Below are 22,769 nucleotides of genomic sequence, written 5' to 3'. Positions count from 1 at the left end.
CGGCTGCATGACGCCCTGGCGACGACTGTATGACACCCCTAAATTGTTGTAACCGCCTGGAATGAGGGGCGCGTCAGGCCCCCGCCACCCGGCGGCCCGCGCCGCTACACCAGCTGCAGATCGCCGGCGCGCAGCGTCCACTGCATCTTGCGGTAGATGCGGCGCACGCAGGCGGTGAGCTCGCGGGCGCTCACGTCGGCCTCGCGGGCCAGCTCGCCCAGGCGGTAGCCCAGTGCCAGGCGGCGCAGCAGCTGGCCCTCGTCGGCGGTCAGCGCCAGCGGGTTGCTGAGCTCCTCGACCCGCTGGCTGGCCAGTGCCGGCTGGCCCACGCCAAAGTGCTCGAGCAGGCGTCGCGCCACCCAGGGCGCGATGTCGGCGCCACCGGCCAGCGCGTCGTGCACGGCGCCGGCCAGCAGCTGCGCGTCAAAGGGCCGCGCGAGGATGCTGTCGGCGCCGGCCTGCAGCAGGTCGAGCAGACGGGTGTCGTCTTCGTGCTCGGTGACCACCAGGGTCAGGATGCGCTCAGCGGGCGTGCGCAGCTGCAGCGTGCGCAGCAGCTCGTGCACCGGGCCGTCGACCAGCGCGGGTTCAATCAGCAGCAGGGTGGGCGGCGTGCGGCCCAGCATCAGGCGCGTCTCGGCCAGCGAATGCACCGGCATCAGCACACGCCAGGGGCCTGCACCGTCCAGTGCGGCGGCCCAGCGTGCGCCAGTGTGACCATCGCGCGTGGCCAGCATCAGGCTTCTCATATTCCCAACGACAGGAGCTATTGTTGGGGTTCATTTTTAGCGAATATTGATGATGGCCTGCCCCCCGCAAGCCGGGGGATCCGGGCACTCAAACGCCCAGCGTTTTCCCTGTGTTCAGGGTGTTGTCGGCGCGGCGGGCGGCCTCGGGCGGCACCGCCACCGGCACCGGCTGGAAGCTGTGCGCCGCGGCCTGGTGCCAGTAGCGCGCAAACACGTGCAGCGGCCAGTCGGCCTCGCCGCGGATGGCCGCCAGCAGCGCGCCGGGCTTGACGGTGGGCAGCACGGTTTCGAGCGAACGCACCTGGTGGTCGGCATTGCGCCGCATGATGTGCTGCGGCTGGATCTGCCGCGGATGGCCCAGGCCCGCGGCCTGCACCAGCTCGCGCAGCGCCTCGAGCGTGTTCTGGTGGAAGCGCGCCACACGCTCGATCTTGTCGGGCACCACCAGCGCGCGGCCGCGGGCGGCATCTTGCGTGGCCACGCCGGTGGGGCAGGCGCCGGTGTGGCAGTGCTGGGCCTGGATGCAGCCCAGCGCAAACATGAAGCCGCGCGCCGAGTTGCACCAGTCGGCGCCCAGGGCCATGGCGCGCGCGATGTCGAAGGCGCTGACGATCTTGCCGGCGCAGCCCAGCGTGATGCGCTCGCGCAGATCCAGCCCGACCAGGGTGTTGTGCACCAGGCGCAGGCCCTCCTGCAGCGGCGCGCCGACATGGTCGGTGAACTCCAGCGGTGCCGCGCCGGTGCCGCCCTCGGCGCCATCGACCACGATGAAGTCGGGCAGCAGCCCGGTCTCGAGCATGGCCTTGGCGATGGCGAACCATTCCCACGGGTGACCGACGCAGAACTTGAAGCCCACCGGCTTGCCGCCCGACAGCGTGCGCAACCGGTCGATGAACTGCAGCATCTCCACCGGCGTGGCAAAGGCGCTGTGGCCGGCCGGCGAGATGCAGTCCTCGCCCACCGGCACACCGCGTGCCGCCGCGATCTCGGGCGTGACCTTGGGGCCCGGCAGCATGCCGCCATGGCCGGGCTTGGCGCCCTGGCTGAGCTTGAGCTCGATCAGCTTGACCTGGCTGTCGGCCGCGGTAGCGGCAAAGGCCTCGGCGCTGAAGCGGCCGTCGGCATGGCGGCAGCCGAAGTAGCCCGAGCCGATCTCCCACACCAGATCGCCGCCATGCACGCGGTGGTGGGCGCTGATCGAGCCCTCGCCGGTGTCGTGCATGAAGCCGCCCTTCTTGGCCCCGCCGTTGAGCGCCAGGATGGCATTGGCGCTCAGCGCGCCGAAGCTCATCGCCGAGATGTTGAACAGGCTGGCCGAGTAGGGCTGGCTGCAGCGGCCGCTGCCGGGCCGGCCATCCGGCCCCGACGAGCCGCCGATGAGCACGCGAAAGTCGTGGCTGGCGATGCGGCTGGGCGCCACCGAATGGTTGATCCACTCGTAGCCGTCGGCCCGGACATCGAGCTGGGTGCCGAAGGGGCGCTTGTCGCTCTGGCCCTTGGCGCGCTGGTAGACCAGGCTGCGCTGCTGGCGCGAGAAGGGCACGGCGTCGCGGTCGCTGTCGATGAAGTACTGCCGGATCTCGGGCCGCACCCATTCGAGCAGAAAGCGCACATGGCCGATCAGCGGATAGTTGCGCAGCAGCGCGTGGCGGGTCTGCAGCAGATCGCGCAGGCCTTGGGCCAGGCCCAGCGCGCCGGCCACGGCCAGCCAGCCCGCCCGCGGCTGCCCGGCCCACCAGGCCAGCGCCCCGCCCACAAAGGCGGCGGCGGCCAGCGCCAGCGTGAGCAGGCGCACCGGAAAAAATCGGTCGAGCGTCATCAGCCAGGCGGGCATCGCAGTCTCCTTGATGGCGGCCGGGCCGCACCACCACGGCGCGACCAGCCAGCGGCGCCTGCGAAGACACGGCGCCAGACTGCATTGGAGACACGCCGACCCGCCGGCGATCGGTGCATCAACGCGGCCTTGGCCTGGCAATCCGGGGCTTTGCCGGCCCGGCCGGCTCAGCCCCTGCCCGTGCTCACGCACCCACGGCCGGGCTTGGCATGCCCGGCCGCTTCGGCAGGCGTTCGCCAGCGCGCAGGCGCTGGCTCACGTCCAGCCTGTGCTCACGCACCCACGGCCGGGCTTGGTATGCCCGGCCGCTTCGGCAGGCGTTCGCCAGCGCGCAGGCGCTGGCTCACGTCCAGCCTGTGCCCACGCACCCACGGCCGGGCTTGGCATGCCCGGCCGCTTCGGCAGGCGTTCGCCAGCGCGCAGGCGCTGGCTCACGTCCAGCCTCAGCCACACTGCCCCACGAAGCCGCAGGTGGTGCAGAACTCGCAGCCGTCTTTGTGGATCAGCGTGTGGTTGCCGCACTCGGGGCAGGACTTGCCGGCCATCGGGGGCATGCCGCCGGGGCTGGCCACGGTGGGGTCGGCCGCCGCGTCGGGGCGCCCGGCCGGTGCGGCCAGGATGCCCATGGCCTGCACCGGCAGGCCCTGCTCGTCGAGCACGCCCAGCATGGCGTAGCGGTGGATCACCAGGCGCGCGATGTAGGCCACGGTGCTGGGCCAGACCTGCTGGCGCTTTTCGCCCGGCACGCGGGCCATGAAGTGGCCCAGCGGCTCGCCCAGGTTCAGCAGCTTGCGCAGCTTCATGCCGATCCAGGCCGGATCAACCACCCGCATGTCGAGCGACAGCAGGCGTGCCAGGCCGTCGTAGGCCCGCGGGTAGTTGCCCGAGAAGCCGATGGCGCAGGGCCGGTTGACCGCGACGCCATCGGGCCCGGACAGCGCCACCTCCTTCAGCGTGAGGGTGAAGCGCTCGCCAGTGGCCGGGTTGTCGATGTCGACGCCCCAGGCCAGCGTGCCATCGGGGCCGGTGCGCGGCTCGTCGCGGCTGAACATGGCATCGACCACCGGTGTGGGCCCACCCTCCTGCAGTGCGCCCAGCTGTTCGCAGCGCCAGCGGATCACCGCCGCGGTGGCGGCCACCACGCCGGGGTACAGGCGCTTGTCGCCACCGGGCGGCGAGGGCATCTCGAAGGCGCGCTCCTCGGCCACGGTGGCCAGGGCGTCGAGCTTCAGGCGCAGCCAGGCGGCGTCGTTGGTGCGCAGGTCCATCGACAAGGTCTTGGCCAGCGCGCCCACGCCGCGGGGCTGCTCGGCGCCGTTGACCCACACCTCAAACGGCAGGCTGCGGCCGAACAGGCCGCCATCGGGGCCGGCCTCGGCCGGCATCTCGCCGACGAACAGCGCGAAATCACCGTGCGGATGCTGGATCAGGTAGCTCCAGGCGGCATTGCCGCCGGGCAGCTCGGGCCGGCCGGGCCAGCGCAGGCTGGCCAGCACCGGCGCCGGCAGGCGCTCGACCCGCAGGCGCTGGTTGGCGCCGTCCAGCCCGGCCGGCGTGGCCACCGCCATGGGCGCGGCGGGCTGCGGCTGGGCCACCGGCGCCGCCGTGGCGGCCGCGGCCGGGGCCGGGGCCGGTGCGTCCACGCTCAGCACCGAGCCCAGCACGCTGTTGGGGCGGTAGGTGGCCAGGCCCTTGAGGCCCGCTTGCCAGGCCTGCAGGTACAGGCCCTGGAAGTCTTCGTACGGGTAGTCGGCCGGCACGTTGACCGTCTTGCTGATCGAGGTGTCGATGTAGGGCGCCACCGCGGCCACCATGCTGGCATGGGCCTCGGCGCTCATTTCCAGCGCAGTGACGAAGGCCTCGGTCAGTGGCGCGTCGGCGCCCTTGAGGTGGCGGTACAGGCGCCAGGCATGGTCCTCGACGCTGTACTGCTTGAAGCTGCCGTCGGCCTCGCGCTTCTTGCGGTGGTAGCTCCAGCTGAAGGCCGGCTCGATGCCGTTGCTGGCGTTGTCGGCAAAGGCCAGGCTGATGGTGCCGGTGGGGGCGATCGACAGCAGGTGGCTGTTGCGCAGGCCGTTCGCGCGGATCTTGTCCTTGATGGGCTGCGGCAGGCGCGACGCGAAGCTGCCGCCCTGGCCGCCGCTGGCCTGGCCCGGCGCTGCGGCGGCCTCCTGGGCGCGGCCCGACAGGTACAGGTCGGCATTGAACAGCGGGAACGCGCCGCGCTCGGCCGCCAGGTCGGCGCTGGCCGCATAGGCGGCGTCGCGCATCACGGCCGAGATGTGGCGGGCCATCGCGCGGGCCGGCTCGCTGTCGTAGCGCAGGCCCAGCATCACCAGCGCATCGCCCAGGCCGGTGAAGCCCAGGCCCACGCGGCGCTTGTTGCGCGCCTCTTCGTGCTGCTGCGGCAGCGGCCACACGGTGACGTCGAGCACGTTGTCGAGCATGCGCGTGGCCACCGCGCACACCTGGGCAAAGCCGGCGTCGTCAAAGGCCGCGTCGGCCTCGAACGGGCGCTGCACGAAGTGGGTGAGATCGACGCTGCCCAGGCAGCAGCAGCCGTAGGGCGGCAGCGGCTGCTCGGCGCAGGGGTTGGTGGCCGCGATGGTTTCGCAGTAGCCCAGGTTGTTGTCGCTGTTGATGCGGTCGAGGAACAGCACACCGGGTTCGGCGTGGTCGTAGGTGCTGCGCATGATCTGGTCCCACAGCTCGCGGGCCTTCACGCGGCGGTAGACCCACAGGCCGTCGGCACGCTGGTAGGCACCCGAGGCCGGATGGGCCGCCGGGCCGCCCTGAGGCGAGTCGCCGCCCTCGGCGGCCTGGGCGCCTTGCTTCAATTTGGGGCCGGGCTCGGCCTTGTGCACCAGTTCAACCGCCTCGTCGGCCTGCACCGCGGCCATGAAGGCATCGGTGACACCGACCGAGATGTTGAAGTTGCGCAGATCGCCCTGGTCCTTGGCGTGGATGAAGCGCTCGATGTCGGGGTGGTCGCAGCGCAGCACGGCCATCTGCGCGCCGCGGCGCGCGCCGGCCGATTCAACCGTTTCGCAGCTGCGGTCGAACACGCGCATGTAGCTCACCGGGCCCGACGCACTGCTTTGCGTGGGCGCCACCCAGGCGCCCGAGGGCCGGATGCGCGAGAAGTCGTAGCCCACGCCGCCGCCGCGGCGCATGGTCTCGGCAGCTTCGGTGAGCGCGGTGTAGATGCCCGGAAAGCCGTCTTCGGACACGGCGATCGAGTCACCCACCGGCTGCACGAAGCAGTTGATCAGGGTGGCCGCCAGGCGCGTGCCGGCGGCCGAGTTGATGCGCCCGGCGGGCACGAAGCCGCGGCGCTGCGCATCCAGAAAACGCTGCGTCCACAGCGCGCGCTGCTCGGGCGCCTCGGCCTCGGCCAGCGCGCGGGCCACGCGCTGGCGCACCGCATCCAGCGTGGTCTCGTCGCCCTTGGCGTACTTTTCGGCCAGCACCTCGGCGCTGATCGGCTGCGGCGGCAGCGAGGCGCGGCTGGGCGCGGCCGGGGTGTCAGGGGCGGCGGAAGGGGCGGCGGCAGGGGTGGCGGCCTGGCGGCCCGTGACGCGGGAGTCGTGCTCATCGGCGGCGTCGGAAAACAGGGCTGGCTGGGTCATGGTGGTTCGCACGCGGGTCAGGAAGCCACAGCGCCGGCGCGGTTCGATCAGAACCACCCGGCGCTGCGATGTTGGATTCGGCTGGCAATTTATACAGTAATCTCGGGCCGCCGACAGCCATCTCCCCACTCGCCCGGCACGGTCTTGACGTGGCCCAAGAACCCCTCTCTGTCCTCGACACGCTGAACCCCGAACAGCGGGCCGCCGTGCTGCACCGCGGCGGCCCGCTGCTGGTGCTGGCCGGCGCCGGCACCGGCAAGACACTGACCCTGGCCGCCCGCGTGGCGCAGCGCGTATTGGACGGCGCCGACCCGAACCGGCTGCTGCTGCTGACCTTTTCGCGCCGCGCCGCGCAGGCGCTGAGCCAGCGCGCGGGCCGCCAGGTGCAGCAGGCGCTGGGCCTGCGCAGCAGCTCGCCCGACGGCGCCGCACCGCTGCTGCCGTGGTCCGGCACCTTTCACGCCGTGGCGGCGCGGCTGCTGCGCGACTACGCCCCGCGCATCGGCCTGGCGCCGCAGTTCAGCATCGTCGACCGTGCCGATGCCGAGAGCCTGATGGGCCTGGCGCGCGAGCGGCTGGGCCTGGCCCAGGCCAATGTGGGCGGCCAGGCCGCGGCCCAGGCCCGTGGCGGCCGGCGTTTTGCGCTGCCGGCCACCTGCCTGGCCATCCACTCGCGCTGCCTGAACACCCAGGCGCCGCTGGGCCAGGTGCTGGCCACCCAGTACCCCTGGTGCCTGGATGCGCACGATGCGCTCACCGCCTTGTTTCGCGCCTATGCGCAAGACAAGCACGCCCAGGCCACGCTCGACTATGACGACCTGCTGCTGGGCTGGCAGCGCCTGCTGGCCGAGCCCACGCTGGCCGCGCACCTGCGCGCACGCTTCGACGAGGTGTTCGTCGACGAGTACCAGGACACCAATCGCCTGCAGGCCGCCATCCTGCGCGGGCTGCGGCCCGATGGCAGCGGCCTCACCGTGGTGGGCGACGACGCGCAAAGCATCTACGCCTTTCGCGGCGCCGAGGTCGGCAACATCCTGGGCTTTGCGCAGCAGTTCGAGCCGCCGGCCCGCGTGGTGGCGCTGCAGCGCAACTACCGCAGCACGCAGCCGATCCTGGATTGCGCCAATGCCCTCATCGCCGAAGCGCCGGGCCATCCCGACAAGCACCTGCACACCGAGCGCACCGAGTCGGCCCGGCCGCAGCTGGTGACCGTGGCCGACGAGCTCGACCAGGCCCGCAGCGTGGCCGACCAGGCCCTGGCCTGGCGCGAGGAAGGCCTGCGCCTGAAGCAGCAGGCGGTGCTGTTTCGCACCAGCACGCACAGCGCGGCGCTCGAGTTCGAGCTGGCGCGGCGCAACATCCCCTTCGTGAAGTTCGGCGGGCTGAAATTTCTGGAGGCCGCGCACATCAAGGACCTGCTGTCGGTGCTGCGCTGGGCGCACAACCCGCGCGCCCGCCTGGCCGGCTGGCGCGTGGTGCAGCGCGTGCCGGGCATCGGCGCGGTCAGTGCGCGCCGCCTGCTGGACGCGATGGACGCCGCACCCGAGCCGCTGGCCGCGCTGCAGGCCTGGCAGCCGCCGCCCGCGGCGCGGGCCGAGTGGCCGGCACTGGTGCAGCTGATGGCCGGCCTGGCCCGGCCCGATTCACCCTGGCCGGGCGAACTGGGCCGCGTGCGCGACTGGCTGGCCCCGCACCTGGAGCGCCTGCACCCCGAAGACCACACGTTGCGCCTGGCCGATCTGGACCAGCTGCAGGCCCTGGCCGCCGGCACCCGCCACCGCGAGCGTTTTCTCACCGACCTGACGCTCGACCCGCCCGAGGCCACCAGCGACGAATCGGGCGTGCCGCACCGCGACGAGGACTACCTGATCCTCAGCACCCTGCACTCGGCCAAGGGCCAGGAGTGGAGCGCGGTGCAGATCCTCAACGTGGTCGACGGCTGCCTGCCGTCCGACCTCTCTACCGGCTCGGCCGGCGAGATCGAGGAGGAGCGCCGCCTGCTCTACGTGGGCATCACCCGCGCACGCCGCCACCTGCGGCTGATGGCGCCGCTGCGCTTTCATGTCACGCAGCAGCACCGCCATGGCGACCGCCACCTCTACGGCAACGTGTCGCGCTTTGTCACCCGCCGCGTGATGGCCACGCTGGAGCGCCTGGCCCCGGCCGCGGCGCCGGCCGACGCTGCCGGCGCCGACCTGGCCGGTCTGCCCGACGGCGCGCTCGATCTGGGCGCCGCGCTGCGCAACACCTGGTCATGAGCCTGCGCACCCTCGGCCCCTCGGCCCCTTGGCCCATCGGCCCGTCACCCGTCACCCAGACGACGGGCCGGGCGCAGCCGGGCCGGCACACTGCGGGGCATGACCGACAGCTGTTTCACCCCCCACCCCTTCGACGCCGCGATCGCGCTCACGCCGGCCGGCCCCCAGGCACCGAACGACTTTCTCGGCGCCACCCAGCCGGCCTGGCAGAACATGGTGGGCCCGTTTGGCGGCATCACCGCCGCCATCGCGCTGAACGCCGTGCTGCAGCACCCGCGCCTGCTGGGCGAGCCGGTGTCGCTGACCGTCAACTACGCCGGCGCCACGGCCGATGGCCCGTTCACCGCCACCGCCCGGCCGGTGCGCACCAACCGCAGCACCCAGCACTGGATCGTCGAGATCAGCCAGCCGGATGCCGACGGCCAGCCCCAGGTGTGCACCACGGCCACGGTGTTCACGGCGTTGCGGCGCGAGACCTTCAGCGCCAGCGACATGCCCATGCCCGCCGTGCCGGCGCCCGAGGCCGTGGCCCGCCAGCCGCTGCCGCCGGGCATGGTGGCCTGGCTGCAGCGCTACGAGATGCGGCCGGTCTCCGGTGGCATCCCGATGCAATGGGAAGGCCAGACCCACGCGCACAGCCAGAGCCGCCTGTGGGTGCGCGACGCGCCGCCGCGCGCGCTCGACTTCGCCTCGCTGGCGGCACTGAGCGACATCTTCTTTCCGCGCGTCTGGCTGCGCCGCGCGCGCCGCGTGCCGGCAGGCACGGTGTCGATGACCGTGTACTTCCATGCCGACGGCGCCATGCTGGCCGGCAGCGGCAGCGGCCACCTGCTGGCCCAGGCCCAGGCCCAGGCCTTCCACCAGGGCTACTTCGACCAGACCGGGCAACTGTGGAACGAGGCCGGGCAGTTGCTGGCCACCACGCACCAGGTCGTGTACTTCAAGGAATAGCGGCAAGGCGGGAGGATCACGGACTCAGCGAGGCCGTGGCTCAGTTCTTTCCGAGCTCGGTGATCAGCCGCGTCACCAGGTACAGCCGCGGCACGATCTGATCGATGGCGATGTACTCGTCCTTGGCGTGGTAGCCCCAGCCCGGCAGGCCCAGGCTTTCCAGCACCACGGCCTTGCCCGAGCGGTTGGCAAAGCCGGCATCGGTGCCGCCGCCAGTGATCGGGTGGATGCCCAGCGGCTTGCCTTCGCCCAGCTCGGCGGCGATGGCGCGCACGCGCTCGGCCAGCGCCTGGGTGCGCGGCCCGCCCACAAACGGCGGGCGGCCCACGCGCAGGGCCACGCTCACCTCGGTGTCGGGCACCTGCTTGCCGTCGGCCACCTTGGCCTGTACCGCGGCCAGCAGCTTGTCGGCGGCGTCGGGGCGGGTCAGGCGCACATCGGCGCCGGCCTCGGCGCTGTCGGGGATCTGGTTGCGCACATTGCCGGCCTTCATCGTTGTCCAGTTCAGCTGCGCGCCCGGGATGCCCTTGGCGATGTCGGCGGTGGCCAGCATCTGGTGCGCCAGCTCCAGCGCGGCGTTGCGGCCCAGCTGCGGCGCGGCACCGGCGTGCGAGGCGCGGCCCTTCACCTTCATCAGGATCTCGCCCACGCCGGCGGCGGCCAGCAGCACGCCGGGGTCTTGCGCGCTGGTGGGTTCGAAGGACAGCACCACGTCGTGCTGGTCGGCCAGCGCGGCGATCGCCTCGCCCGAGCCGGGTGAGCCCGACTCCTCGTCGGCGTTGAACAGCACGGTGATCTGGGCATAGTCCTTCCAGCCCTGGGCGCGCAGGACCTCCAGGCCGTGCAGGATCATCGCCACGCCGCCCTTGTCGTCGGCGATGCCGGGGCCGTAGAGGCGGCCGTTCTCCTCGCGGATCGGCGTCTTGGCCAGCTCACCGGGCCAGTAGATGGTGTCCAGGTGCGCCATCAGCATCAGCTTGCGGGTGCCGCTGCCGGCAAAGCGGGCACTCAGCAGCTCGCTGTGGCCGGCGCTGGCCGGCTTGCGCTCGACCTGCCCGCCCAGCGCCTTGAGCCGCTTCTCGGCGTAATCGGTCATGCGCGCCAGGCCCGGCGCGTCCATGGTGCCGGACTCGATGGCCACCATCTCGCGCAGCGTCTGCATCACCGCCGGCTGGGCGCTGCGGGCAGCGGCCAGCAGCGCGGCATCGGGCGCGGCCAGGGTCGGCAGCGGCGCGGCCAGCAGCGCCAGGCTGGCCAGGCTGGCCAGGGCGGCACGGGCGCTGCGGCGCAGCGAATAAGGGCTGAGGGTCAGGGGCAGGGCCATGCAGTCTCCGCAAAAAGGGCTGGTGCAGCCGTAGCAGGATCGATGCCCCAGTGTCGCGCCGGCCGGCGCCGGATGGTGTCGGGCCTTGCCCCGAGTGACACGAACCCGAACCCGGGTTCAGCTTCGGGTTCGGCCGGCACCCAGCCTCAGGCCTTGCGCGTGCCCAGCCAGGTGCCCGACAGCACGGCCGCCAGGCCCACGCCGTGCCACACGGTGAGCGGCTCGCCCAGCAGCAGCACCGCAAAGCCCACGCCGAAGATCGGCACCCAGTAGGCATACAGCGCGGTGCGCGCCACGCCCAGGCGCACCAGCGCGCGGTTCCACACCAGCGCGCCCACGGCGGTGGCCAGCAGGCCCGACAGCGCCACCAGCAGCCAGTCGAGTGCACGCACCGCGCCCCAGTCGGGCAGGCGCGTACCGGGGTCCAGCAGCGCATGCAGCACCACGGCACTGGTGCCCAGCACATTGACCACCGCACTGACCACGGTGGAATCCATGTTGCGCGTGAGCCGCTGCACCAGCACGCCGCCGGCCACCCAGGTGAGCACCGAGCCGAACACCAGCAAGTCGCCCAGCCCGCCCTGGCCCAGCGCCGCGCCGGGCCGGTGCAGCACCACCGCGGCCACGCCCGAAAAACCCAGCACCACGCCCAGCAGCCGCGCCGGCGTGAGCCGCTCGCCCAGCAGCGCCGCGGCGGCCAGCGTCGACACCAGCGGGTTCAGCGCGATCACCAGCGCGGCATTGGCCGCCACGGTGCGCTGCACGCCCAGCGTGAAGCAGATCTGGTTCAGGTAGATCATCAGCAGGCCGCACAGCAGCATGCCGGCGAACTGCCGGCGCGACAGCCGGGGCCAGCCGGGCCCATGCCAGTGCAGCACGGCCAGCAGCGCCAGGGCCGCCACCGCCATGCGCAGCGCCGACAAGGCCATCGGGTCGAAGCGCTCGAGCAGCAGCTTCACCACGGCCAGGTTGCCGCCCCAGATCGCCATGGTGGCCAGCAAGGCCAGGCGCATGGCGCCGGGGGTGTGCACGGTCATGGCGACGCAGTGTGCCAGTGCCATGCGCCGGCCCCGACTGCAGCGCTGCAGGCCGGACGTGCAGGCGGGGCCTGCTGGCCGGGCCAGCAGGCCGGGAGCATGGCCCGGGCGGCCGGCCGGCCTGGCTGGCGCAGGGTTTGTCGAAAGTTTTGACGCCCCCGGGGCTGCGGGGGGGTGCGGCCGGCGTGCGTTGCTTCACGAACGGCGCTGGAGCGTGAAGGACCGCACGTCGCCGCCTTTGACAGCCCGCCGCAGCCCCCGTGGGCGCGGGTGGCAAGTGATTGATTCTTAAGGGAATATCCACTCACACAAGGGCTGGCATGGCGCTCGCTATGAAACCACCCGAGACCGGACCGCACAGGCCCGGCCACCACCTCCAAGAATCGTTGGGATCACTCGTGAAGAAACTCGCCGCCTTCGCGGTTGCGGCCGCCATGGCCACCGCAGCCTCCACCGCCTCTGCCGCGCTGCTGACCCAGAACGTGTCGTTTGCCGACTCGCACACGGGCACCACGAACTGGTACGAGACCACGCTGAGCCTGCCGCAGTTCAGCGCCTCGCTGGGCACGCTGACCGGCGTGACGCTGAGCTACGACGGCCTGTTCGCCAGCACCTTCAAGTACGAGAACACCGGCCGCAACGGCCGCGAGGTGGTGCAGCAGGTCAATGGCGAGCTCAGCTTCGCCAACAGCATCCTGGGCAACATCACGCTCAACACCCAGGCCAAGGTCAAGAACAACGTGTCGGGCAAGGACGACGCCATCGACTACGCCGGCACCGCCGGCTACACCCAGACCGTGGACGCCACCGACAGCCAGGTGCTGACCTGGCTGCTGGGCACGGACGACCTCAGCGCCTTCATCGGTGCCGACCTGCTCGAGTTCGTGGTCTCGGCCCATGGCCAGGCCAACAACAGCGGCAGCGGCAACAGCCGCTCGGGCATCGCCACCACGGCCACCGCCAGCCTGAGCATCACCTATGACTACCGCGAGGCGCTGCTGCCGCCGGCCGTGATTCCGGGCGGCACCGTGCCCGAGCCGGGCTCGGTCGCGCTGCTGGGCCTGGCCCTGCTGGCCGCCGGTGCCGCCAGCCGCCGCAAAGCCCACGCTGCCTGACCCGCCGCCCCATCGCCTCGCCAGACAGGACCACCACATGACCCGCTTCACCCACCACACCGCCGCCCTGCTGGCCGCGCTGAGCCTGCCCTTTGCCACGGCCGCCGCCGTGGCCGCCCCGGCGCTGCCGGGCACCGTGAGCTTCAGCTCCAACATCGTGGCGTTGCAAGACACCGACTGGGACGCGCAGCTCTCGGTGCAGCAGTATGGCGGCAGCGCCACGCTGACCGGCGTGACGGTGGAGCTGTTCGGCTCGCTGGCCGGCAGCCTGGGTGCCGAAAGCACCGACCAGCAGGCCGCGACGCTGACGCTGACCCTGGCCTCGACCATTGCGCTGGCCCTGCCCACCGCCGGCAGCCCGGCGCTGACCGTGACCCCGCAGTACGCCAAGGTGGTGAACTTCAGCGCCTTCGATGGCAGCGAAGACTTTGCCGGCAGCTCGGGCATCGATGTCGACCTGAGCACGCCGGTGACACGCAGCGCCAGCCTCAGCTTCACCGATGCCGCCAGTCTGGCGCTGTTCACCGGCCCCGGCGCCTTGACCCTGGACATCAGCGCACGCGACGGCTCGATGAGCACCGGTGCCGCCAACTATGTTGACGGCTACGCCTCGCAGGCCGGCGCCTATGCCCGTGTGACCTACAGCTTTGCCAGCGCCCCGGTGCCCGAGCCCGGCACCTGGGCCCTGATGGCCGCCGGCCTGGGCATGCTGGGCACGCTGGCCTCGCGCCGCCGCGTCGGCTGAGCGGCTGAGCGGCTGAGCGGCTGAGCGGCTAAGCGGCTAAGCGGCTGGGCGGCTGGGCGCCCGGCTACCATGCCGGGCATGAACCCCAGCTTCACCCGCGTCGTCCTCTTCACCGACACCGATGGCCGCGCGCGCTTCCGCGACGAGGCCGTCGAACTGAACGAGGGCAAGCCGCAGGCGCGGCTGTCCGCGCTGATGCCCAGCGGCGGCTACCAGCTGCGCGAGAGCCCGCTGGGCTTTCGCAGCAGCTTCCATTGCACCGAGAACCCGCAATGGGTGTTCATCCTGGCCGGGCAGATGGAGATCGGCCTGCAGGACGGCAGCTCGCGCGTGTTCGGCCCCGGCCAGCATTTCTACTCGGCCGATCTGCTGCCGGCCGGCGCCAGCTTCGATGCCGAGCTGCACGGCCACTGGAGCCGGCAACTGGGCGAGGTGCCCCTGGTCACCTTGTTCGTGCGCGGCTGAGCGGCCGGCCCGTCTTGATCTTTGTCATTTCGGCCGGCGCTGGTTGAGGCACAGTCCGGCCATGGCCTGTCCTGCCACCATCATCCCGATCCATGCCGCCGAGCCCAGCCGCGGTTGCGCGGCCTGCCTGCAGGCCAGCAGCGGGCCGGTGTGCCGCAGCGCGCTGGGCGAGCCCTGCGGTGCGCCACGGCTGAGCGGGCCGGCCGCCGAGCTGCACCGCGTGATGCAGGCGCTGCAGCAGTCGCTGGGCCTGCCGATCAGCGGCGATGACAACCGCGTGGTGCGGGCCCTGACCCTGGGCGATGGCGAAGCCGAGCTGCAGCTGGCGGTCGACCCGCGCTGCGGCGGTGCCGAACTGGCCGACACCGCCTTCCAGACCCTGCGCCGGCTGCTGCCCGACACCGACATCTACGTCACCCACCACGCCTGAGTGGCTGCGGCGCCAGCACCTCGGGTGCACCGGCCGCCCATTGCGCCAGCACCGACTCAAAGCCGCAGCGCGGCCTCCAGCCCAGGCACTGCACGGCCAGCGAGGGGTCGTACACCCGGTCGATGCCCGCCGGCACCGCCCAGCCCCGCTGCGCAAAGGCCTGCAGCAGGCCCGGGCAGCGCCGCTGCAGCACGCCGGCCAGATCGCTGCCCAAGGCGGCCGCATCGGCCGGCACGAACGGCGGCAGGCCCGAGACGATGAAGCAGGCCACATCGGCCAGCCCGCAGCCACCGGCCAGGCCCGGCCCGGCCGGCGACGCGCTGAGTCCGGCCTGCGGCATGGGCCCGTGGTGCAGCGCCAGCAGATGGGCCTGGGCCACGTCGCGGGCGTCCACACCCCGGTGCAGCCGGTACACGGCCATCAGCGGTGCCGGCTCGGGAAAGCAGCGCGACATGCGCAGCACGCGCAGGCTGAGCGCGCCCTGCGATGCAGCCACCGCCTCGGCCAGCACACGCTCGGCGGCCAGCTTGCTGCGGTGGTAGATGGTGCGTGGCCGCGGCACGGTGGCCTCGGTGATCCAGGGCACGGCGGCCGGCGTGCCGGGCGCGTGCGCAGCCGCCTCGCCGGCGCCATACAGCGCGGTGGTGCTGGTGTAGACCACGCGGCGCACGCCGGCCTGCAGCGCCGCCTGGGCCAGGCGCTGCGTGCCCAGCACATTGACCCGCTCGAACTCGGCATCGGCCAGCTGCCCCACCTGGGGCGCATGCAGGGCCGCCGCATGCACCACGGCCTGCACGCCGCGCAGCGCACGGCTCAGCAGCGCGGCATCGGCCAGGTCGCCCACCCAGGTGCTGCCCGGGCCGGGCCGCTGGTCGAGGCCCTGCACCGCATGGCCCTGGGCCTGCAGGGCCTGCAGCACGGCCTGGCCGATGCGGCCGCTCGAACCGGTGACCAGGACTTTCATGCCGGCATGCGGCCATGCCGCGCCCCGATGGCGCCTTGCGCGCTCATCCTGGGATTTAGGTCTTGGGCTGGCGCGCGGTGCTGGCAAGCGCCGGGTTGGGGCCAAGCGCCGGGCTGGTGCCAAGCGCCGGGCTGGTGGCCGCCAGCGGCTGGCTGGCGGCCTGGGCCAGCAGCTGCTCGCTGCGATAGCCCTCGGCCACACCGAACATCGAACTCACGATGCTCAGCGCGGTGATGGTGGCCAGACCCAGGGCCGTGAGGTGCTGGGTGGTGGCGGCAAAGAGGTGTTGCGGGATCATGGCGGGCGCTCCTGACGGTGCGTGAGGGGTGGTGCGATGAAGTCATCATCGGCACCCCTGCCCGGCCCCGCGAGGCCCTTGCGATGAACGGCCTGCGCGCCCGCTTGAACCGACCAGGCCGGCGACGGGCGGTGGCCCGCCGCAGGGCGTCCACCGGCCGGCGGCCCTCAGTGGCTCACAGCTTGTTGGCCGACTTGCGCTTGGCCTCGGTGGCATCCACCTGGTACTGCGACTCGGCCTCGCGACGCATCTGGATCGCCGAATCCAGCGCCGCCTGGTAACGCTCGGGCGAGTAGGTGTTCTGGTTGGCGATGTAGACGCTGCGGCGCAGCGGCTTGGCACCGAAACGCGGCAGGTTCACCGAGAAGTGGCACTCGGGCACCGAGCGGCCGGGGCGGTGGCGCAGGATCGGGCCGCTGATGCCCACCGGCAGATCGTTCTGCTTGTTGGGGCTGATCTCGCGCTGCAGGCCGGTGGGCGCAGGCAGTTCGGCAATGCGTTGGCGCAGCGCGTCGACAGCGCGCTTGAGCGCCTGCCGCGGGCCGTTGCCGCTGCCTTGGCCGTCCGAGAAGAACAGCGTGGGTTGCCCGTAGCGCATCTGCCAGCCGTGCGTGCTGTGGGTGTCGATGCGCTGGATGTGCTCGGGTACGCGGATGCGCACCCCGGTATGGATGGTGACAGTTCTTGTATTCATCTGGTTTGGCTTTCGAAGGGTTCCTCCCCTTGAAGCCGTCGCTTGCACATGCCGACGACGCCCGCTTTTAGTTCTGCAGTGCCCGTGGTTCAGCCAGGTATCCCAACGCCCCCCCGGCACGGGGCCGGAGGCAGCCTGACCTTCCACGTGATCGGCCTGGTTTGCTCGTCCAGGCTGTCACTGTTGGAAACAATTCTATCGTTTTCGCTGAGATCGCCGCATCAGCAGTAACCGCGATACCGATGCGCCTATCCCGGAACGCCGTGCGGCATTGCACGCCGCACCGCAACTCGCACCGGCCCGCGGTGCCCCGCACCGCGCGATCAATGAACCTCGAACATGCCGCAACGATGACATGTTGGGTGGGCGTCCAGATACCCTCACAAAGGGGTAGTGACAAACCGACACCGCGTTCCGCAAGCAATAAGGCACAGCTTTGCGGCGGGGCGGCCGCCCGCCTTGGCCGCCACCCCGCACAGGCCGGCTTGGCCCGCCTACCAGCGGCAGCCGTCGCCCTTGACCGCATCGCGCACCAGTGGCGCAGCGGCGGCCAGGCCCATGGCGCTGTAGGCGGTGCGGCAGTCGGGCCGGCTGGCCTTGTCCAGTTCCTCGGCCAGCTTTGATTTGGCGGGCGCCTCGGGCGGCCGGGGCAGCAGCGGCAGCATGCCCGCGGTGCTGCTGCGCGACAGCTCGCCGCCGCGCGGGCGCACCAGCTCCAGGTTCAGCCGCGGCGCACTGGCCGGCAGCGATGGCGGCGTGGCCAGGTCGTGTCCCAGCCGCGCGCCCGCATCGGGCGCCCCGGCCAGCGGCCGCGCGCCCAGGCGCGGCGTGGCGGTGGTGCGCGTGGCGGCAGCGTCGGCCAGTGCACCGGGCGATGGTGCGGCCGCGCGGCCTGCCGGGGCGGCCGCCGCGGTGGGCGCTGGCGCGGCGGCGGCCACGCCGGGGACGGGCTGCGTTGGCGTTGGCGTTGGCGTTGGCGTTGGCACGGAGGGCATGGCCAAGGTGGGCGGCGCGGGCAGTGCAGCGTCCTTGGCCTGCAAGGCCTGTGCAGGCGGCACCAGCACGGGAGCCGCCGCCCTGGCCAAGGCTGGCACGGCTGGCCGGGGCGGCTGCGCGGGGGCAGGCGGCATGGGCGGCGCAGGTGGCGCCGGTGGCGCCGGTGGTGCCGGTGGTGCCGGTGGTGCCGGTGGTGCCGATGGCGCGGCCGCCGTGCGCTCGGGCGCGCTCAGCAGCGGCGGCGGTGGCAGCGTGAGGCTGGCCGAGGCCGCCAGCGCCGGACTGGCCACCGCCGCGACCGCGCTGCGCGCCGTCTGCACCCGTGCCGGTGGCTGTCGTGGCACCGGCACATCGGTGGGCGCCGGGCCTGGTGCCGGGAGGTCAACCGCCGGGGGCCGCGCCGATTGAGGAGGCGGCACTGGCAGCGGCACTGGCGCCGGCGCGCCGGGCAGCGGTGGCAGCAGCAGCGGCGGTGCGGCAGGCACCGGCAGGGCCAGGCTGGGTGGCGCCAGATCCCGGGCGGCCGCTGCCGCCAGCGGCGCGGCAGGCACGGCCTTCACGGCACTGGGCGGCAGTGGCGCCACCGGCACCGCGGCACGGAGCGGCAAGGGTTCGGCACCCGGCGCAGGCGCAGGCGCAGGCGCAGGCGCAGGCGCAGGCGCAGGCGCAGGTGCAGGTGCAGGTGCAGGTGCAGGTGCAGGTGCAGGTGCAGGTGCAGGTGCAGGTGCGGGTGCAGGTGCGGGTGCGGGTGCAGGTGCGGGAGCCGGCCGAACCGCCTCGGCCGGCGCAGCGGCCACAGCGCCGGCGTCGGCGGCGTCAGCGGCGTCGGCGGAGGGCGCGTGGTCGTCGGCCGTGGCCTGCGCCTGCCAGGCGCCCAGACGGGCCGCGCCGGGCTGCTGCTCGGGGGGGCGCTGCGCGTCGTGCGGGCGCACCGCCCCGCCCCAGCGCCGTTGCTGGGCGCGGCCTTCGGGGCCGGTGTAGGCGTCGCTGGCCACCGTGCCGTGCGGGCTGTGGCCCGATGCCTCACCGCGCAGCGTCACGTTCAGCGCGCCCCACACGCCCTCACCGGGGCGGGCGCTGCCGCCGGGGGCGTTGCCCAGTGCCAGCATGGCCAGCACATGCAGCAGCAGGGCCAGCCACAGGCATTGCTGCAAGGAGGTCGGCCGCACGCCGGCCGGGCCACGCCAGCGGCCGGGCAGCAGATCGGCGATCAGGTCATCGGCAGACGGAAGGCTCACGGCGCGCAGTGCCAGGGCACCGGCCCGTGGCGCTGCCGCCGCAGTGGCGCGCATCGGCCCGGGCCGGCTGATGGCGCATTCTGGCCGGCCAGCCGACGGCCAAAGCGCCGAACTGCGCGGCCTTCAAGCCCATGCCGGGCGCTACACCCGCAGCCGCCGCAGCGGGTCAGGCCTGGCCGGGCAGCGCCGTGGGCACGGCCACGCCGCGGGTCAGCAGGCGCTCCATCAGCTCGCGCACGCTGCGGATCTGTGCGCCGAAGGGCAACGCGCCCACGCCGCGAAAGAACAGGCCCTTCTTCAGATCGCCGCGCATCGCGGCGGCGAGCTGGTTGTCGATGCAGAACTGGCCCCAGTCCTTGAAGCCGTCGCGCAGTCCGCACTGGGCCAGACAGTCGAAGGCCTTGGTGCAGCGTGCCTTGGCGTGGGCCACGGCCTGCAGCGCCGGTTCGGCCTTGAGGTAGTTCTTGAGCCAGGGCGTGGCCACCGCGCGCGCCGGCAGGCCGGCCACGCTGGTGAACTCGACCATGTCCTCGTCGCGGGCCTCGGCCAGCACGCGCTTGAACTCGAGGCTGGCATCGCCCTCGGTGGTGACGGCAAACGGCGTGCCCAGCTGCACGGCGGCGCCGCCCAGGGCCTGGATGCGGGCGATGTCCTCACAGCTGCGGATGCCGCCGGCGGCGATCAGCGGGATGTCCACGCCCATCCTGGCCAGAAACTCGCGCGATTCGGGAATGACGCGCTCGAAGTCGAAGCGCGGGTCGTTCAGGTCGGCAATGCGCGCGGCGCCCAGGTGGCCGCCGGCCAGGCGCGGGTGCTCGATGACGATGGCATCGGGCAGGCGCTTCTTGCGCTCCCACTTCTTCACCAGCAGGGCCACGCCGCGGCTGTCGCTGAGGATGGGCACCAGCAGCGCATCGGGGTGCTCGGCGGCCAGATCGGGCAGGTCGAGCGGCAGGCCGGCGCCCACCACCACCATGTCGACCCCGGCCTCGAGCGAGCGCTTCACATAGGCGGCGTAGTCGCTCACCGCACGCATCACGTTCATCGCGATCAGGCCCAGGCCGCCGGCCGCCTCGCGCGCGGCCTTGACCTCGCGCGACACCGCCTCGAGGTTGGCCGCATCGATCTGCGCCTTGGTGTCGGCGTCCTGGCCCGGGCGCGCCGACAGGCCCTCGGTGCGCGCCATCAGGTCGGGGTGGTGGCGGCGCAGGTCGACGCTGCTGAGCGTGCCGATGCCGCCCTGGCGCGCCACCGCGCCGGCCAGCTTGTGCGCCGACACGCCCACGCCCATGCCGCCCTGCACGATGGGCAGCAGCAGCCGCCCTGCCAGCCGCAGCGGCTGCAGACCGCTGCTGTGCAGCGTGGGCAGAAGATCGGGCGCGATGCCCGTGTTGGCAGTGATGGGCGACAGCATCGGTGGGGGGCCTGGTGTGCCGCGCAGGAGCGCGCCAGCCAGGCTTTGCAAGGGGAGGCGGCAGGCTAGCCGCCCGCCGCCACGCGGGCCTTGACCAAGATCAGGGACAACCTGGATGCGCAGCCGCACCCGCCACCGCGGCCGGGCATGACGGGCCGCCCGGCGCCCCGGCGCATCGCCCACAATCACGGCCGATGGACATGGACAGCGTGGAATGTGTGGTGATCGGCGCCGGCGTGGTGGGCCTGGCGGTGGCGCGCGCGCTCGCGCAGGCCGGCCGCGAGGTGGTGATCCTGGAGGCCGAGAACGCCTTCGGCACCGTGACCAGCGCGCGCAACAGCGAGGTCATCCACGCCGGCATCTACTACCCGCCGGGCTCGCGCCGCGCCGCGCTGTGCGTGCGCGGCAAGGCCTTGCTGTACGACTTCTGCGCCAGCCACGGCGTGGCGCACCAGCGCTGCGGCAAGCTGATCGTGGCCGGCAGTGCCGACGAACTGCCCGCGCTGGCGCAGCTGCAGGCCACCGCGGCAGCCAATGGCGTGCACGATCTGCAGGCCTTGTCGGCCGCCCAGGCGCAGGCGCTCGAGCCGGCGCTGGCCTGCGTGGGCGCGTTGCTGTCGCCGTCGACCGGCATCGTTGATAGCCACGGCCTGATGCTGGCCCTGCTGGGCGATGCCGAGGCCCATGGCGCGGCGCTGGCGCTGTGCGCCAGCGTCATTGGCGGCCAGCTGCTGCCCGAGGGCGGCGCGGTGCTCGACGTGGCCAACCGCCCGCCGGGCGACAGCGCCGGCATGGCCGACAACGCCGACAAAGCCGGCATGGCCGGCCCGGGTGGCGCAAACACCGCGGCCCGCACCCGCCTGCGCGCGCGCCTGGTGGTCAACGCCGCCGGCCTGGGCGCGCCGGCCCTGGCGCGGCGCATCGCCGGCATGCCGCTGTCCAGCGTGCCGCAGGCCCATCTGGCCAAGGGTTGCTACTTCACGCTGCCCGGGCGCGCGCCGTTCTCGCGCCTGGTGTACCCGGCGCCCGGCCACAGCGGCCACCTGGGCGTGCACCTGACGCTCGATCTGGGCGGCCAGGCACGCTTCGGCCCGAGCTTCGAATGGGTGCAGGCCATCGATTACACGGTCGACGCGGCGCAGGCCGCGCCCTTCTACGACGAGGTGCGCCGCTACTGGCCCGGCCTGCCCGATGGCGTGCTGCAGCCCGGTTATGCCGGCATGCGGCCCAAGATCAGCGGCCCGGGCGAGCCCGCGGCCGATTTCCGCATCGACGGCCCCGAGGTGCACGGCGCGCCCGGCTGGGTGAACCTGTTCGGCATCGAGTCGCCGGGGCTCACCGCCTCGCTGGCGATTGCCGAGGTGGTGGCGGCGCGGCTGGCGCCGGCGGACAACGGCCATGCCGCCGCGGGTTGACCGGGCCATGGCGCTGGCCCTGGTGCTGGGCCTGGCGCTGGCGCTGACCAGCGCTGCGGCCGTCAGGGCGGCCGAGGCGGCTTCACCCTGCCCGCCGGTCGATCTGCCGCAACAGGCGCTGCAGTCGGTCAACGCGCTGCGCGCCCAGGGTGCACGCTGCGCCGGGCGCTGGATGCCGGCGGCACCGGCGCTGCAATGGTCTGGCGCCGCCGCCATGGCCGCCGCGGGCCATGCCGCCGACATGGCCGGCCAGGGCGGCATGGCCCACCGCGGCAGCGACGGCAGCCAGGGCGGCGACCGCCTCGAGCGCGCCGGCTACGTGTGGAGCAGCTGGGGCGAGAACCTGGGCCAGGGCCACCGCAGCGTGCCGGCCCTGGTGGCGCACTGGGCGGTCAGCGCCGGCCACTGCGCCAACCTGTTGAACCCGCGCTTCACCGAGCTGGGCATGGCCTGCGCGCGCAGCGCCGGCGGCGAGCCCTATTGGGCGATGACGCTGGCGCGGCCGTCGGCGGTGCCGGGGGCGCCGGCCGGGGCAACGCCGGCATCGCGCTGAGCGCGGCCGCGCAGCGGTTCCGGCGCCAGGTTTCAGCGCACGCCGCTGAGGGTGCGCGCGGGGTCGGGCCGGGTGCCGGTGAGCGCGCGGCGCAGGCCGTTCTCGAACACCGAGGCGGTCAGCGGCTTGACCCAGTATTCGTAGGCGCCCAGGCTCATGGCCTTGATGATGTCCATGGTGAGCCGGTCGCCGGTGAGGATGCTCACACGCAGCCCGCGTGCCGCGATCTCGCCGCTGATCTGGCGCACCACCTCGAGGCCGTTCATGTCGGGCAGGTGCATGTCGAGCAGCACGAAGTCGGGCTGGGCGCTGCGGGTCAGGCTCACGCCCTCGGCCCCGGTGCCGGCATGCAGCAGATGCACCTGGGGATGCGCCGCCAGCAGGGCCTGCACCAGCTGCACGCTGACCGGCTCGTCCTCGATGTAGAGCACGGTGCCCTGCAGGCAGGTGTCGGCTTTGGCGGCGGCGTTGGCGGTCGGGGGGCTCATCGCGGTCATCCAGGCGGGTCCGGGGGCGTGGGGCCGATCGCCGCAACGCCTCCGGCCGATCCAGACGCGCAGCATAGCGCCGCCCGGGCCGTTCGTCACATGACCCCGGCTGCAGCCGGGCCGCCGATGTGTGCCGGTTTGCAAGCACGCCGGATGAGCGGCATGCCTGGAG

At 72.9% G+C, this 22,769-nt stretch carries 19 protein-coding genes; 8 read left to right on the top strand and 11 right to left on the bottom strand.

Going from position 1 to position 22,769, the window contains the following annotated elements; translation table 11 throughout:
• Positions 1-104 precede the first annotated feature (104 nt).
• The 3 genes from N4G63_RS04125 to N4G63_RS04115 form a co-directional block, all read right to left on the bottom strand.
• Positions 105-737, bottom strand: a complete 633-nt coding sequence (locus tag N4G63_RS04125) for a hypothetical protein (RefSeq protein ID WP_260790301.1) — start codon at positions 735-737, stop codon at positions 105-107.
• Positions 738-837: 100 nt separating this feature from the next.
• Positions 838-2,583 carry an FMN-binding glutamate synthase family protein gene (locus N4G63_RS04120; protein ID WP_260790300.1) on the bottom strand — a complete coding sequence of 582 codons (1,746 nt, stop codon included), beginning with the start codon at positions 2,581-2,583 and terminating at the stop codon, positions 838-840.
• 443 nt (positions 2,584-3,026) lie between these two features.
• Entirely contained in the window at positions 3,027-6,212 is a 3,186-nt protein-coding gene (locus N4G63_RS04115; protein ID WP_314599379.1) for an adenosylcobalamin-dependent ribonucleoside-diphosphate reductase, read from the bottom strand.
• 68 nt (positions 6,213-6,280) lie between these two features.
• Between N4G63_RS04115 and N4G63_RS04110 the strand changes: the two genes are divergently transcribed.
• Complete coding sequence (locus N4G63_RS04110; RefSeq protein ID WP_443111999.1) at positions 6,281-8,470, top strand: ATP-dependent helicase; 2,190 nt, start codon at positions 6,281-6,283, stop codon at positions 8,468-8,470.
• A 99-nt stretch (positions 8,471-8,569) separates the two neighbouring features.
• Positions 8,570-9,421 (top strand): acyl-CoA thioesterase, encoded by an 852-nt coding sequence (locus N4G63_RS04105; protein WP_314599378.1) that lies wholly within the window; start codon positions 8,570-8,572, stop codon positions 9,419-9,421.
• A gap of 40 nt (positions 9,422-9,461) precedes the next feature.
• Here N4G63_RS04105 and N4G63_RS04100 read toward each other — a convergent pair whose 3' ends face one another.
• Complete coding sequence (locus N4G63_RS04100) at positions 9,462-10,745, bottom strand: glutamate carboxypeptidase (protein WP_314599377.1); 1,284 nt, start codon at positions 10,743-10,745, stop codon at positions 9,462-9,464.
• A 146-nt stretch (positions 10,746-10,891) separates the two neighbouring features.
• On the bottom strand, positions 10,892-11,782 hold the full coding sequence (locus N4G63_RS04095) for a DMT family transporter (RefSeq protein WP_260790294.1): 891 nt from the start codon (positions 11,780-11,782) through the stop codon (positions 10,892-10,894).
• 434 nt (positions 11,783-12,216) lie between these two features.
• On the opposite strand from N4G63_RS04095, the gene N4G63_RS04090 reads away from it, so the two are divergent.
• The 4 genes from N4G63_RS04090 (at position 12,217) to N4G63_RS04075 (ending at position 14,537) form a co-directional block, all read left to right on the top strand.
• Positions 12,217-12,897 (top strand): choice-of-anchor E domain-containing protein, encoded by a 681-nt coding sequence (locus tag N4G63_RS04090; RefSeq protein ID WP_260790293.1) that lies wholly within the window; start codon positions 12,217-12,219, stop codon positions 12,895-12,897.
• A gap of 37 nt (positions 12,898-12,934) precedes the next feature.
• On the top strand, positions 12,935-13,642 hold the full coding sequence (locus N4G63_RS04085) for a choice-of-anchor E domain-containing protein (RefSeq protein ID WP_260790292.1): 708 nt from the start codon (positions 12,935-12,937) through the stop codon (positions 13,640-13,642).
• A 78-nt stretch (positions 13,643-13,720) separates the two neighbouring features.
• Positions 13,721-14,107, top strand: coding sequence for a cupin domain-containing protein (locus tag N4G63_RS04080; RefSeq protein ID WP_260790291.1), 387 nt, complete (start codon positions 13,721-13,723; stop codon positions 14,105-14,107).
• Positions 14,108-14,168: 61 nt separating this feature from the next.
• A complete protein-coding gene (locus tag N4G63_RS04075) occupies positions 14,169-14,537 on the top strand; it encodes a hypothetical protein (protein ID WP_260790290.1) in 369 nt (122 codons plus the stop codon).
• Here N4G63_RS04075 and N4G63_RS04070 read toward each other — a convergent pair.
• From N4G63_RS04070 to N4G63_RS04050, 5 genes are all read right to left on the bottom strand, one after another.
• Entirely contained in the window at positions 14,521-15,501 is a 981-nt protein-coding gene (locus N4G63_RS04070; RefSeq protein ID WP_260790289.1) for an NAD-dependent epimerase/dehydratase family protein, read from the bottom strand. The genes N4G63_RS04075 and N4G63_RS04070 overlap by 17 nt on opposite strands.
• A gap of 55 nt (positions 15,502-15,556) precedes the next feature.
• Positions 15,557-15,799, bottom strand: a complete 243-nt coding sequence (locus tag N4G63_RS04065) for a hypothetical protein (RefSeq protein ID WP_260790288.1) — start codon at positions 15,797-15,799, stop codon at positions 15,557-15,559.
• 175 nt (positions 15,800-15,974) lie between these two features.
• Complete coding sequence (locus N4G63_RS04060; protein WP_260790287.1) at positions 15,975-16,493, bottom strand: hypothetical protein; 519 nt, start codon at positions 16,491-16,493, stop codon at positions 15,975-15,977.
• 494 nt (positions 16,494-16,987) lie between these two features.
• Positions 16,988-18,727 carry a hypothetical protein gene (locus tag N4G63_RS04055; protein WP_314599376.1) on the bottom strand — a complete coding sequence of 580 codons (1,740 nt, stop codon included), beginning with the start codon at positions 18,725-18,727 and terminating at the stop codon, positions 16,988-16,990.
• 166 nt (positions 18,728-18,893) lie between these two features.
• On the bottom strand, positions 18,894-20,141 hold the full coding sequence (locus N4G63_RS04050) for an NAD(P)H-dependent flavin oxidoreductase (protein WP_260790284.1): 1,248 nt from the start codon (positions 20,139-20,141) through the stop codon (positions 18,894-18,896).
• Between the two features lie 200 nt (positions 20,142-20,341).
• On the opposite strand from N4G63_RS04050, the gene N4G63_RS04045 reads away from it, so the two are divergent.
• Positions 20,342-21,556 (top strand): NAD(P)/FAD-dependent oxidoreductase, encoded by a 1,215-nt coding sequence (locus N4G63_RS04045; RefSeq protein WP_260790640.1) that lies wholly within the window; start codon positions 20,342-20,344, stop codon positions 21,554-21,556.
• Positions 21,540-22,109: a CAP domain-containing protein gene (locus tag N4G63_RS04040; RefSeq protein WP_260790283.1), complete on the top strand. Its 570-nt coding sequence runs from the start codon at positions 21,540-21,542 to the stop codon at positions 22,107-22,109. The genes N4G63_RS04045 and N4G63_RS04040 overlap by 17 nt, the downstream gene beginning before the upstream one ends.
• Before the next feature lie 32 nt (positions 22,110-22,141).
• Here the strand turns inward: N4G63_RS04040 and N4G63_RS04035 are convergent, their stop codons facing one another.
• The gene (locus N4G63_RS04035; RefSeq protein ID WP_260790282.1) at positions 22,142-22,597 is read right to left on the bottom strand and encodes a response regulator; all 456 of its coding nucleotides are present in this window, start codon (positions 22,595-22,597) and stop codon (positions 22,142-22,144) included.
• Between the last annotated feature and the right edge of the window lie 172 nt (positions 22,598-22,769).

The organism is Aquabacterium sp. OR-4, from assembly GCF_025290835.2.
Lineage (GTDB): Bacteria > Pseudomonadota > Gammaproteobacteria > Burkholderiales > Burkholderiaceae_C > Pseudaquabacterium.
This window is presented reverse-complemented; position numbering and strand designations above follow the sequence as displayed.

Bases quoted from the DNA above. Each gene is read 5' to 3' on its own strand.
- N4G63_RS04125 (WP_260790301.1), bottom strand. From the start codon at position 737: ATGCTGGCCACGCGCGATGGTCACACTGGCGCACGCTGGGCCGCCGCA.
- N4G63_RS04105 (WP_314599378.1), top strand. From the start codon at position 8,570: ATGACCGACAGCTGTTTCACCCCCCACCCCTTCGACGCCGCGATCGCG.
- N4G63_RS04060 (WP_260790287.1), bottom strand. From the start codon at position 16,493: ATGAATACAAGAACTGTCACCATCCATACCGGGGTGCGCATCCGCGTA.
- N4G63_RS04115 (WP_314599379.1), bottom strand. From the start codon at position 6,212: ATGACCCAGCCAGCCCTGTTTTCCGACGCCGCCGATGAGCACGACTCC.
- N4G63_RS04065 (WP_260790288.1), bottom strand. From the start codon at position 15,799: ATGATCCCGCAACACCTCTTTGCCGCCACCACCCAGCACCTCACGGCC.
- N4G63_RS04085 (WP_260790292.1), top strand. From the start codon at position 12,935: ATGACCCGCTTCACCCACCACACCGCCGCCCTGCTGGCCGCGCTGAGC.
- N4G63_RS04050 (WP_260790284.1), bottom strand. From the start codon at position 20,141: ATGCTGTCGCCCATCACTGCCAACACGGGCATCGCGCCCGATCTTCTG.
- N4G63_RS04080 (WP_260790291.1), top strand. From the start codon at position 13,721: ATGAACCCCAGCTTCACCCGCGTCGTCCTCTTCACCGACACCGATGGC.
- N4G63_RS04095 (WP_260790294.1), bottom strand. From the start codon at position 11,782: ATGACCGTGCACACCCCCGGCGCCATGCGCCTGGCCTTGCTGGCCACC.
- N4G63_RS04100 (WP_314599377.1), bottom strand. From the start codon at position 10,745: ATGGCCCTGCCCCTGACCCTCAGCCCTTATTCGCTGCGCCGCAGCGCC.
- N4G63_RS04040 (WP_260790283.1), top strand. From the start codon at position 21,540: ATGCCGCCGCGGGTTGACCGGGCCATGGCGCTGGCCCTGGTGCTGGGC.
- N4G63_RS04110 (WP_443111999.1), top strand. From the start codon at position 6,281: ATGTTGGATTCGGCTGGCAATTTATACAGTAATCTCGGGCCGCCGACA.
- N4G63_RS04090 (WP_260790293.1), top strand. From the start codon at position 12,217: ATGGCCACCGCAGCCTCCACCGCCTCTGCCGCGCTGCTGACCCAGAAC.
- N4G63_RS04070 (WP_260790289.1), bottom strand. From the start codon at position 15,501: ATGAAAGTCCTGGTCACCGGTTCGAGCGGCCGCATCGGCCAGGCCGTG.
- N4G63_RS04045 (WP_260790640.1), top strand. From the start codon at position 20,342: ATGGACAGCGTGGAATGTGTGGTGATCGGCGCCGGCGTGGTGGGCCTG.
- N4G63_RS04075 (WP_260790290.1), top strand. From the start codon at position 14,169: ATGGCCTGTCCTGCCACCATCATCCCGATCCATGCCGCCGAGCCCAGC.
- N4G63_RS04120 (WP_260790300.1), bottom strand. From the start codon at position 2,583: ATGCCCGCCTGGCTGATGACGCTCGACCGATTTTTTCCGGTGCGCCTG.
- N4G63_RS04035 (WP_260790282.1), bottom strand. From the start codon at position 22,597: ATGAGCCCCCCGACCGCCAACGCCGCCGCCAAAGCCGACACCTGCCTG.